9 protein-coding genes are annotated in these 11,518 nt (G+C 75.7%); 4 read left to right on the top strand and 5 right to left on the bottom strand.

Annotation, left to right across the window (positions count from 1 at the left end; all coding sequences use genetic code 11):
• The first annotated feature begins 14 nt into the window (after positions 1–14).
• The 3 genes from AC4OR8_RS12125 to AC4OR8_RS12115 all read left to right on the top strand — a co-directional run bounded on the left by AC4OR8_RS12125 (position 15) and on the right by AC4OR8_RS12115 (position 3,833).
• The gene (locus tag AC4OR8_RS12125; protein ID WP_492165816.1) at positions 15–1,733 is read left to right on the top strand and encodes a glycerol-3-phosphate dehydrogenase/oxidase; all 1,719 of its coding nucleotides are present in this window, start codon (positions 15–17) and stop codon (positions 1,731–1,733) included.
• Positions 1,734–1,794: 61 nt separating this feature from the next.
• Positions 1,795–3,015, top strand: a complete 1,221-nt coding sequence (gene rlmN, locus AC4OR8_RS12120; RefSeq protein WP_492165815.1) for a dual-specificity RNA methyltransferase RlmN — start codon at positions 1,795–1,797, stop codon at positions 3,013–3,015.
• A gap of 8 nt (positions 3,016–3,023) precedes the next feature.
• The gene (locus tag AC4OR8_RS12115; RefSeq protein ID WP_492165814.1) at positions 3,024–3,833 is read left to right on the top strand and encodes a GNAT family N-acetyltransferase; all 810 of its coding nucleotides are present in this window, start codon (positions 3,024–3,026) and stop codon (positions 3,831–3,833) included.
• 289 nt (positions 3,834–4,122) lie between these two features.
• Here AC4OR8_RS12115 and AC4OR8_RS12110 read toward each other — a convergent pair whose 3' ends face one another.
• A complete protein-coding gene (locus AC4OR8_RS12110; RefSeq protein WP_492165813.1) occupies positions 4,123–5,913 on the bottom strand; it encodes a TIGR03767 family metallophosphoesterase in 1,791 nt (596 codons plus the stop codon).
• Positions 5,914–6,081: 168 nt separating this feature from the next.
• On the opposite strand from AC4OR8_RS12110, the gene AC4OR8_RS12105 reads away from it, so the two are divergent.
• On the top strand, positions 6,082–7,257 hold the full coding sequence (locus AC4OR8_RS12105; RefSeq protein WP_492165812.1) for a glycosyltransferase family 4 protein: 1,176 nt from the start codon (positions 6,082–6,084) through the stop codon (positions 7,255–7,257).
• On the opposite strand, the gene AC4OR8_RS12100 is transcribed toward AC4OR8_RS12105, so the two are convergent.
• The 4 genes from AC4OR8_RS12100 to AC4OR8_RS12085 all read right to left on the bottom strand — a co-directional run bounded on the left by AC4OR8_RS12100 (position 7,235) and on the right by AC4OR8_RS12085 (position 11,432).
• Entirely contained in the window at positions 7,235–8,323 is a 1,089-nt protein-coding gene (locus AC4OR8_RS12100; RefSeq protein ID WP_492165811.1) for an LOG family protein, read from the bottom strand. The two genes, AC4OR8_RS12105 and AC4OR8_RS12100, sit on opposite strands and share 23 nt — an antisense overlap.
• Positions 8,320–8,982 carry a 5,6-dimethylbenzimidazole synthase gene (gene bluB, locus AC4OR8_RS12095; protein WP_492165810.1) on the bottom strand — a complete coding sequence of 221 codons (663 nt, stop codon included), beginning with the start codon at positions 8,980–8,982 and terminating at the stop codon, positions 8,320–8,322. Before bluB ends, AC4OR8_RS12100 begins: the two co-directional genes overlap by 4 nt.
• 61 nt (positions 8,983–9,043) lie before the next feature.
• A complete protein-coding gene (locus AC4OR8_RS12090; RefSeq protein WP_492165809.1) occupies positions 9,044–9,970 on the bottom strand; it encodes a serine protein kinase RIO in 927 nt (308 codons plus the stop codon).
• A gap of 166 nt (positions 9,971–10,136) precedes the next feature.
• Positions 10,137–11,432 carry a YeeE/YedE family protein gene (locus AC4OR8_RS12085; RefSeq protein ID WP_492165808.1) on the bottom strand — a complete coding sequence of 432 codons (1,296 nt, stop codon included), beginning with the start codon at positions 11,430–11,432 and terminating at the stop codon, positions 10,137–10,139.
• Between the last annotated feature and the right edge of the window lie 86 nt (positions 11,433–11,518).

Here is an 11,518-nt window from a genome sequence, read left to right as displayed (position 1 = left end):
GAGGATCACCCCCGATGAGGTCCGTCGCCCTGTCACCCGAGCTCCGCGAGCAGTCCCTGCAGGCCATGGCGGCCGAGGAGCTCGACGTCCTGGTCATCGGTGGGGGCGTGGTGGGCGCCGGCAGCGCCCTCGACGCCGCCACCCGCGGCCTCAAGGTGGGGCTGGTGGAGGCGCGCGACTTCGCCTCCGGCACCTCCAGCCGCTCCAGCAAGCTGGTGCACGGCGGCCTGCGCTACCTGGAGATGCTCGACTTCCGCCTGGTCGCGGAGGCACTGAAGGAGCGTGGGCTGCTGCTGCAGGAGCTCGCCCCCCACCTGGTGAAGCCGGTGGCGTTCCTCTACCCGCTGCAGCACCGCGGGTGGGAGCGTTTCTACGCCGGCTCCGGCGTCGCGCTGTACGACGCGATGAGCCGGGTCTCCGGCCGCGCCGGGGTGCCGCTGCACCAGCACCTCACCCGCCGCGGCGCCCGCAAGCTGGCTCCGTCGCTGCGCAAGGACGCGCTGGTCGGGGCGCTGAAGTACTACGACGCGCAGGTCGACGACGCCCGCCACACCATGTTCATCGCCCGCACCGCCGCGGCGTACGGCGCGCACGTCGCCTCCCGCGCCCGCGTGGTCGAGCTGGTGCGCGAGGGCGAGCGGGTGACCGGTGCGGTGGTGCGCGACCTCGAGGCCGGCACCACCGTCACGATCCGCGCCAAGCAGGTGCTCAACGCCACCGGCGTGTGGACCGACGAGACGCAGTCGCTGGGCGGCCAGCGCGGCCAGTTCCGCGTGCGGGCCAGCAAGGGCATCCACCTGGTGGTGCCCAAGGACCGCATCCGCTCCGACGTCGGGCTGATCCTGCGCACCGAGAAGTCGGTGCTGTTCGTCATCCCGTGGGGCCGGCACTGGATCATCGGCACCACCGACACCGACTGGGCCCTCGACAAGGCCCACCCGGCGGCCAGCCGGGCCGACATCGAGTACCTGCTCGACCACGTCAACGCCGTGCTCGAGACGCCGCTCACCCACGCCGACGTGGAAGGGGTCTACGCCGGGCTGCGCCCGCTGCTCGAGGGGGAGTCGGAGGCCACCTCGAAGCTGTCCCGCGAGCACGCCGTGGGCCACCCCGCGCCCGGCCTGGTGGTGGTGGCGGGCGGCAAGTACACGACCTACCGGATCATGGCGCAGGACGCCGTGGACGAGGCGGTCTTCGGGCTGTCGTCGCAGTTCGACCGGGTGGTGGGCCCGTCGGTCACCGACAAGGTGCCGCTGCTCGGGGCGGAGGGCTACCAGGCGCTGGTCAACTCCCGCCACGTGCTCGCCGAGGCCTCCGGGCTGCACGAGGTGTGGATCGAGCACCTGCTGGGACGCTACGGCTCGCTGGTGCACGAGCTGCTCGACCTGGTGCGTGACGACCCCTCGCTGGGCCGGCCGCTGGCCGGGGCTCCGGACTACCTGCGGGTCGAGGCGCTGTACGCCGCCAGCCACGAGGGCGCCCGTCACCTCGACGACGTGCTGACCCGGCGCATCCGGCTCTCCATCGAGAGCTTCGACCGCGGGGTCGGCGCGGCCGAGGAGGTCGCCGACCTCGTCGGCGGCGTGCTCGGCTGGAGCGAGGAGCAGCGCGCGGTCGAGATCGACCACTACCGCAAGCGGGTCGAGGCCGAGCGCGAGAGCCAGCAGATGCCCGACGACGCCACCGCCGACGCCGCCCGCCTCGGTGCGGCCGACGTGGTGCCGCTGAGCTGACGACGTCCCGCGGCCCGCAGGTTCGTCGTCTCGGGCCGCGGGTGGGAGAATCGGTGGCCTGATGTCCCAGACCCCCGCCCCTGACTCCTCCGCCGTCCCGCCCAGCGACCCGTCGGCCGCCCCTTCGGCTGCTCCGGTGTCGCCAGTGAGCGCCGGCGCGCCGGAGGGTGCGCTGTCGCTTCCGCTGGTCTTCGACGAGCCGCGGGGCCGCAAGAAGCCGCCGCGCCACCTCGCCGACCTCGACGCCGCGGGGCGCAAGGCGCTGCTGGAGGAGCACGGCCTGCCGGGCTTCCGCGCCAAGCAGCTGTCCACCCACTACTTCGCCCGGCTCGTCGACGACCCGGAGCAGATGACCGACCTGCCGGCCGGGCAGCGCGCCGAGCTCGTCTCCACGCTGCTGCCCGACCTGATGACGCCGCTGCGCACCCTGGAGGCCGACAAGGGCACCACGCGCAAGACGCTGTGGAAGCTGTTCGACGGGGCCCTCGTGGAGTCGGTGCTGATGCGCTACCCCGACCGCGCCACGGTGTGCGTCTCCAGCCAGGCCGGCTGCGGCATGGCCTGCCCGTTCTGTGCCACCGGCCAGGGCGGCCTGCAGCGCAACATGAGCACCGCCGAGATCGTCGAGCAGGTCGTGGCCGCGGCCCGGTCGATGACCCGCGGCGAGGTGGCCGGCGGCCCCGGTCGCGTCTCCAACGTCGTCTTCATGGGCATGGGCGAGCCGCTGGCCAACTACAAGGCCGTGATCGGTGCCGTGCGACGGCTGGTCGACCCCACCCCCGACGGCCTCGGCATGTCGGCGCGCGGCGTGACCGTCTCCACGGTCGGGCTGGTGCCCCGCATGCGCCAGCTCACCACCGAGGGCATCCCGGTGACCCTCGCGCTGAGCCTGCACGCGCCCGACGACGAGCTGCGCAACGAGCTGGTGCCGATCAACACCCGCTGGTCGGTGGCCGAGACGGTCGAGGCGGCGTGGGACTACGCCCGCCAGACCAAGCGCCGGGTGTCCATCGAGTACGCCATGATGCGCGGCATCAACGACCAGGCGTGGCGCGCCGACCTGCTCGGCGACGTGCTGGGCTCCTACGGCGACTGGGGCTGGGTGCACGTGAACCTGATCCCGCTGAACCCGACCCCCGGCTCGAAGTGGACCGCCTCCGACCCCGCCGACGAGCGTGAGTTCGTGCGCCGCCTGGAGGCGAAGGGCATCCCCACCACCGTCCGCGACACCCGCGGCCGTGAGATCGACGGCGCCTGCGGCCAGCTGGCCGCGGCCGAGTAGCCACCGCCGTGCCGCTGACCGACGCGGAGGTCGCCGCCGCCTCGGCGGCGTGGGTCTGGGTGCCGGCCAACGCCCGCCGCATCGCCGGCGAGGGGTGGCTGCTGGTGCGCTTCCCCGACTGGTTCGAGCACCCCCTCGAGCTGGTGTCGGTCACGGCGCGCCACGACGTCGCGGCGACCCTCGACGAGGCGCTCGCCGCCGCCCGGGCCGAGGCGGTGCCCGGGGTGGTGGAGCAGGTGGTCTGCTGGGTGAGGCTCGACGCCCCCGGCCGGCTCACCGACCTGCTCCTCGAGCGCGGGGGGGCGCTCGACGAGACGCTCGACGTCCTCGCCCTCGACCTGTCGCCCACCGGCGCGCCGCCCGACCTGGGCGCCGAGCCGGCGCCCGGCCTCGAGCTGCGCTGGGCCGTCGACGAGGCCACCGCGCGCGACTCCTTCGCCGTGGGCGCCGAGGTGTTCGGCGGGCACGTGCCGCCCGACGACGAGGTCGCGGCCTACGCCGCGCTCGCGGTCACCGACCTGCGCGACGGCGACGGCGGCGCCGTGGTCGCCTACCGCGACGGCCGCCCGGTCGGCAGCGGCGGCCTCAGCCTGGTCGACGGCGTCGCCCGCCTGTGGGGCGGCGCGGTGGTGGCCGACCAGCGCGGCCGCGGCGTCTACCGCACCCTGCTCGCCGAGCGCCTCGCCTACGCCCTGGCCCACGGCGCCACGATGGCGCTGGTCAAGGGCCGGGTCGAGACCTCCGGACCGATCCTGCGCCGCGCCGGCTTCGCCGCCCACGGCCAGGAGCGCTCCTACGCCGTCCCCCTCACCGGCTGACGAACCGACCACGTCGTCGGTCGGGTGACGACGAGCTCCGGTGGTGGGTCTCGACACGGGCGCGGCGCGCCCTGCTCGACCGACGAAGGACCGAGGTCTCGTTGGTCGAGTGCCGAGGAGCCCTTCGAGACGCTCGCTGCGCTCGCTCCTCAGGAACCACGCCAGCGACGAGGTGTATCGAGACCTCCGCAGCCGGCGCTGGTACGTCGTCCGGCAGGGGTCTCGACACGGCGCTGCGCGCCCTCGACCGACGAACAGCTGGCGCGTCGAAGGGGGAGGGGGCCGAGGGTCAGCGGCGGGGGTCGGCGACGACGAGCTCGACGTTGCGGGCGTCGGGCGGGCCGCGACGGTCGCCGGGGCGGGTGTGCCAGTCGTTGACCGACAGCTCGCGGGCGAGCCCGGCGAGGGCGAGCACGTCGTCGAGGCGGGCGGCGTGGTCGGTCCGTGCGTCGGTGAGCCCGTGGTCGAGGTGTCCGTGGTGGTCGAGCAGCGTGCAGAGCAGCGACAGGGTGCCGTCGCGGTTGTCGGCCACCTCCACGACGCGCGACTGCTGGGGCCAGTCGACGTGGGAGGCGGTGGTGACCTCCCACAGCCCGCCGCCGTCCGGTCGGCGGTGGGCCCGGACGGCGTGGGTGTGGGTGTGCCCGTCGAGCCAGGCCACCACGCACGGGTGGGCGAGCAGCAGGGCGAGCAGGGCGTCGCCCAGCACCCGCGGACCCTCGCCGGCCACGACGCGGTCGTTGTCGAGCGAGGTGGAGTCGTGGTGGCCGGCGACCACGACCACCCGGTCGCCGGCGGCGTCGAGCGCGTCGAGCTCGCGGGCCAGCCACGCGGCCTGGGCGCGGTCGAGCGACCCGCTGCTCCCGCCGGCGGGGTCGACGGTGTCGAGCACCAGGAACGTGAGCGGCCCCGCGTCGTGGCGGTACCACGCGGTGCCCTCGGCCCGGTTGCGCGCGGTGAACCCGTGCCCCACGGGGGTGCCGGTGGTGGTGAAGTGCTCCGCCACGAGCTCGGCGCGTCCGAGCGGACGGCGGGCGGGGTCGGGTGTCACCTGGCGGGTGCCGGGTGCGGCGAGCAGCCGGCCGGCCAGGTCGCCGAGGTCGCCGCGATCGAGGGCGTCCAGCACGTCGGGAGGTCCGACGTCGTCGGGCGGGGTGACCACCTTGAAGCCGCCGGTGGCCAGGGTCTCCACCAGCGACGAGGTGGTCGGCAGGTTGCCCTGCACGAGCGCGTCGTGGTTGCCGAACGCCGTGATCCACGGCAGGCCGAGGCCGGTGGCCGCGACCGGTCGCCGGGCCGCGTCGAGCAGGCCCGGCACGACGGGGAAGCCGAGGTCGGCGCGGGGACGGTCGTCGTCGAGGCCGGCGGGCGTGCCGTCGGGGTGCCAGTACGCCGGGTCGTACGTCGACGCGTCGGCGTCGGCCACCCCCTCCCAGCGGCCGGGGTCGCCGGAGTCGGGCACGACCTCGCCACCGTCGAGCAGGTCGATGCCCCAGCGCACCTCGTCGAGCTGGGCGTTGTCGGCGTTGTCGCCGGTCTGCACCGCCAGCGCGAGCGGGGCGCCGGTCACCGGGCCGCGCCCCAGCGCCACCACGGCCCGCACCATCGCCTCGCCCACCTGCACGGTCAGCGGCTCCTGGGGTCGGTACGCCGCGGCGAACACCCCCGGCGGGGCGGCGGCGTCGGGGGGCGCGTCCTCGAAGCGGTCGGTCCACTCCACCCGCAGCGGCGACTGCGCGTCGAGCAGGTGCAGGTCGCTGAGGTGCACGAACGCCAGCAGCGCCCGCCGGCGTCCTGCTCGGCCCGGCCGGGGCCGGGCGCCGAGGTCGGTGCGCAGCACGTGGGGCTCGCCGGGGCCCACCACGACCCCGCGGTAGCCACCGGCACCGGGCGGGCCCGGCAGCAGCACCCCGTCGAGGGTGGTGGCGGGCTGCGGGGCGCCCGGCGTACCGGGGCCCGGGCCGGCGCCGGGGCCCGCACCCTCGGGGCCGCCCCAGCGCCACCACGCCGCGCCGCCGGCCCCGGCCACCGCCGCGCCGGCCAGCGAGGTGCGCAGGACGACGCGTCGGGAGGTGGCCATGGGTGACCACGACACCACACCCGCGGCGCCGGCGGGCCCGGTCGGCCCGGTCGGCCCGGTCGGACCCGGGAAACCGGGACCGGGCGGGGCCAGATGGGCACGCACGGTTCACGTGTCGGCCACCACGGGCTGGGCGGGCGTTGCTCCCGCGTCCTTAGCGTCACCCCCATGTCGACGCTCGTCAGGCTGCGCCCGACCACCCCCGCCCCCACCGAGAAGCTCCGCGTCCTCGTGGTCGCCGAGTCGTTCCTCCCCCAGGTCAACGGCGTCACCAACTCGGTGCGTCGCGTCCTGGAGCACCTCGAGGCCGAGGGCCACGAGGCCGAGCTGGTGGCCCCCACCGGCCCGGCGTCGTACGCCGGCTTCCCGATCACCCTCGCCCGCGGGGCGAGCCTGCCGTTCTACCCCGACTTCCGCATCGGCCTGGAGACCCGCCGCCGGCTGCGTGCGGTGATGCTGCGCTTCGACCCCGACGTCGTCCACGTCGCCTCGCCGGCCACGCTGGGCCACCAGGCGGTGCGCGCCGCCGAGGAGCTCGGCATCCCGGTCGTGGCGATCTACCAGACCGACCTGGTCGGCTTCGCCGAGCGCTACGGCATCGCCGGCGGCACCCGCGCGATGGCCCGGCTCACCCGCCGCATCCACAGCCGCGTCGACCGCACGCTGGCGCCGTCCACGGCCAGCCTGCGCCAGCTGCGCGACCTCGCCGTGCCGGCCACCGCCTTGTGGCCGCGCGGGGTCGACCTCGAGGCGTTCCACCCGCGGTGGCGCTCCGGCGACCTGCACCGCGAGCTGGCCCCCGACGGCCGCCTCGTCGTCGGCTACGTCGGCCGGCTGGCCCCCGAGAAGGAGCTCGAGCTGCTCGCCGGCCTCGACGCCGACCCCCGCTACCAGCTGGTGCTGGTGGGCGGCGGCCCCGAGGAGCCGCGGCTGCGCGAGCTGCTGCCCGGCGCCCGCTTCCTCGGCGTGCTGCACGGCGACGAGCTGAGCCGCGTCTACGCCACCCTCGACGTGTTCGTGCACACCGGGCGCCACGAGACCTACTGCCAGTCGGCCCAGGAGGCCCTGGCCGCCGGCGTCCCGGTGGTCGCGCCGCGCTCGGGCGGCCCGATCGACGTGGTCACCGACGTGGTGAGCGGCTTCCTCTACGTGCCGGGCGACGCCGACGACCTGGCGGCGTACGTCGACCGCCTCACCGACGCCGCGCTGCGCCAGCAGATGGGTCGCGACGCGCGCACCAGCGTGGAGGGCCGCTCGTGGGCGGCCGTCAACGCCGCCCTCGTCGAGCACTACCGCGACGTGGTCGCGGCCCGGCGCGGGCTCAGCCCGAGCCTGGCCGGCTGAGCACCACCGCGGCGGCCTCCTCCACGGTGTCGACCAGCGCCACCGGCATGTCCCGGCCGCGGGCCAGCGACTCCAGCAGCGGCCAGGCCGGCACCGCGCGGGTCCAGTGGTCGACCCCGACCAGCACCATCGGGGCCACCGACGACGCGTCGGCGTAGTAGTTCTCGCAGGCGTCCTGGAACACCTCCTGCACGGTGCCGGCGGCCCCGGGCAGGAAGACGATGCCGGCGTCGCACACCTCGAGCAGCACCGCCTCCCGGGTGGCGTTGCGCACGTACTTCGCGATGGCGGTGGCCAGCACGTTGGGCGGCTCGTGGCCGTAGTGCCACGTCGGGATCCCGAGGGTGTCCACGGGGTCGGGCAGGTCGGTCACGGCGCGGGCGGCGTCGGCCCACGCCTGCACCGAGGGGCGGTAGGAGGCCACGGCGGCCACGGACGCCAGCGCCGCCTCCAGGTCGGCGACCGGCCGGCGGGCCAGCCGCGCCCCGAGGTTGGCCGCCTCCATCGCGCCCGGGCCGCCACCGGTGGCGACGGTCAGCGAGGCGCCGAGCAGGTGGCCGAGCCGGGCGGCGGCGGCGTACCCGGGCTGGCCGCGCTCGAGGGCGTGCCCGCCCATCACGCCGACCAGGCGCCGGTCGTGCACCCACGAGGCGAGCGCGTCGTCGACGGCGTGGTCGTGCAGCGCCACGGCCAGCGACGCCTCCGGGCCGCCGTCCTGCTGCGACCAGGCGTAGGCGCGGGCGTCGAGGGAGTCCTCGTAGCGCGGGGTGTCGTAGAGCTCGGCGGCGGCGTAGAGCCCGGAGCGGTAGACGTCGAGGGGCACGTCGCCCATCGTCGGCAGCACCAGCGCGCCGGCGGCGGCGAGCCGCTCGGCGTCGCCGGGGGTGAAGGTGCAGCCCAGGAACAGCGCCCCGCCGACGCGGCTGCCGGCCAGGCGCTCTCCGTGTCGGGTGAGGTCGAGCGACCGCACCCGCCAGCCGGCCAGCGAGGCCGCGCCGGCGTCGAGGCGGTGGTCGAGGTCGTCGAGCGTGGCGACGTCGACGGTGCGCCCGAGGTGGCGTCTCATCGCGCACCGCCCCCGGCGACGGCCCCCGCAGCCACGGTGCGCACGCCGTAGCGCTCGGTGTGCACGACGTCGGCGAGCGGGGAGCGGTGGCGCCAGCCGGCCGCCTCCAGGTCGGGCACGTCGGGCAGCGCCGAGACGTGGCCCAGGCACAGCCACGCCACCGGCCGCACGTGCGCGGGCAGGCCCACCAGGTCGGCGAGCACCTCCTCGCGGTAGAAGCTCACCCACCCCACGCCCAGGCCCTCCGCGGTGGCGGCGAGCCACAGGTTCTCGATGGCCAGGCACACCGAGTAGAGCCCCGTGTCGGCGATCGTGTGGCGCCCCAGCACCGCGGGCCCGCCCCGGTGCGGGTCGTGGCCGACCACCACCCCGAGCCCGGCGTCGACGATCCCCTCGACCGTGATCCGGGCGAAGGTCTCCGCGCGCTCGCCGGTCAGGGTGGCGGCGAAGCGCTCCCGCTCCTCGGCCACGTGGTCGCGGAAGGCCGACAGCGTGGCCGGGTCGCGCACCAGCACGAAGTCCCACGGCTGCGACATGCCCACGCTGGGGGCGCAGTGCGCGGCCGAGAGCACCCGGGTCAGCACGTCGTCGGCCACGGGCGCGCCGGTGAACTCGCGGCGGGTGTCACGGCGGCGCCGTACGGCGTCGTAGAGCAGCACGGCCGGGCTCCTCGGGTCGGCGGGGGGAGGACCCGGCCACGCTACTGCCACGACGCGGGCCTCAGAACGCGTGGGCCAGCAGGTCGGCGAAGAGCGCGTGCTCGTCCACCTCCAGCCCCTTGCTGGTGAACCACCGGCACATGTTGGTGCAGTCGCGCTGCAGGTAGTCCATGCCCTGCAGGTTGCCGACCAGGTCGACGACCTGCGGCAGGTCGATGACCACGAGCCGCTCACCGGCGGCGAGCGTGTTGTACGGCGACAGGTCGCCGTGCACCATGCCGGCCTGCACCATCGTGGCCATGGTGTCGCGCAGCTGCTCCCAGTACGACGCCAGCAGCGCCGGCGACGGGCGCAGCTGCGCCAGCCGCGGCGCGGTCTGCGGCCCCTCGGGCCCGTCGACGTGCACCCACTCCATCAGGATCTCGGTGCCGTCGAGCTGCACGGGGTAGGGGACCGGCAGGCCCAGCCCCCACCAGCGGCGCAGCGCGTCCCACTCCGCGCCGGCCCACTCACCGGCGGCGACCCGGCGTCCGTAGGTGCTGCCGCGCTTCAGCGCCCGCTCGTCGCGGCTGCGGCGGGTGGTGCGGCCCTCGGTGTAGGTGGTGGCGCGGTAGAAGGTGCGGTGCTCGCTGCTGCGGTAGCGCTTGGCGGCCATCACCACGCCGGTGCCGGGCGCGGCGGGGTCCTCCCGCTCGACGAGGAAGACGTCGGCCTCCTTGCCGGTCTTCAGGACGCCGAGGTCGGTGTCCACCGCCCCGTGGGAGGTCACCACCCAGTCGGGACGGGGCTCGGGCCCGCGGCACAGCGGGTCGACGTCCCACCACGTGCTCCAGCGCTGGGAGTCGTCGTCGGGGTCGTCGTAGGCGTGGAAGTCGAAGCGGAACGCCGGGTGGACGGCGTCGGTGTCGGGCCCGGTGGCGTGGCCGGTGTCAGGCCCGGGGTCGGGGACGTGCGGGTCGGGCGGGTGCTGCTCGGTGTCGGACGACATCGCTGGTGGGTGCTCCATCGGGGAGAGGGGGACGGGCTGCGGGCAGGCCGAGGACGGTCGTGGCCATGTCGTCGCTCCTCTCGTCGGTGGACGCCAGCGGCGCCCGTGCCCGACCACTCTCGTGGCCGGGCGGCGGGCGCCGCAACGGGTTTTCGCGGGTCTCGGCTCAGCAGACCGAGTCGGTCGGCCGGGGGTTGCCGAGGCCGAACAGCGGCCGGAGCCTCAGGCCCACCACGGTGCCGGCCAGGGCCGTCAGCCCCCACAGCCAGCCGTGCAGGCTGAACGAGGCGATGCCGCCGAAGTAGGCGCCGATGTTGCAGCCGTAGGCGATGCGCGCGCCGTAGCCCATCACGATGCCGCCGAGCACGGCGCCGAGGGCGAGGCGGGCGGGGATGCGGCGGTGCAGCACCCACGAGCCCGCGGCGGCCGACGCGATCATGGCGCCCAGCACGATGCCGAGGTCCATCACCGAGGTCTTCTCGGCCAGCACCCCGGCCTGGTACTTCGCCAGGTTGGCCGGGTCGGTCCAGTACGACCAGCCCAGCACGTCGACGCCGACGACGTCGAGCACCTTCGAGCCCCACAGGGAGAAGGCGAAGGTGATGCCCCAGGCGCCGCCGGAGACCAGCAGCGTCAGGGCGTTCAGCCCGGCCAGCAGCAGCGCGCCGACCCACAGCGGCCAGGAGCCGCGCACGGCGCGGGCGACGCCGTGGGCCACGGGCGGGCGGTCGATCGCCGGCACGGAGCGTCCGCGGGCGACGCGTCGGGTGAGCGCCACGACGCCGGCCATCGCGACCAGCGAGACCACCAGCGCGCCGGCGTACCCGGCTCGGGTGTCGGCCAGCGACACGGGGGCGAACGAGGGCAGGTCGGTCCAGAAGGTGAACGTGCGGGCGGCGAGCACCGACCCGACCACGAAGCCGAGCAGGGTCAGCAGGATGGCGCTCTGGCCGGAGCCGACCGCGAACAGGGTGCCCGAGGCGCACGCCCCGCCCACCTGCATGCCGACGCCGAAGAGGAACGAGCCGACGAACAGGCCGAACCCGATGGGCGCGAGGCTCGGCGTGGGCGCGGCGCCGCCGAAGGAGACGCCGGTCGCCAGGATCGGGGCGAACAGGGTGCACGCCACGGCCAGCATCAGCATGTGGGCGCGCAGGGCCTGGCCCTGGCGCACCGCCACCAGCTGGCGCCACGCCGAGGTGAAGCCGAAGCGGGAGTGGAACAGCACGAAGCCCAGCGAGAGCCCGATCGCGAACAGGATCGTGGGCGTCTGGCCGGAGCGGGCGAAGATCACCGCGCCGAGCGCCGCCGCGGCCAGCAGGCCGCCCAGCACGATGCCGGCCTGCGGGGCGGGTGCCTCCGCGGTGGCCGGAGCGGCAGCGGTGGTGGTCGAGGTCGGTGCCGCGGCGGGCACGTCCTCGCGCGGGCGGGGACCGCCGCCGGGGCGGGGGAGGACCGACATGGGTGGGGGTTTCCTTTCGTCGGGCGGGACCCCGGGTCAACCGCCCTCCCGGGGGCTGCTGTTCCCGGGGCGCGGCCGCTCCCGAC

The sequence above is a fragment of the Nocardioides sp. FY1077 genome (assembly GCF_058681775.1).
Note: the sequence above shows the minus strand (reverse complement) of the source record. Positions and strands in the feature narration are given on the sequence as shown.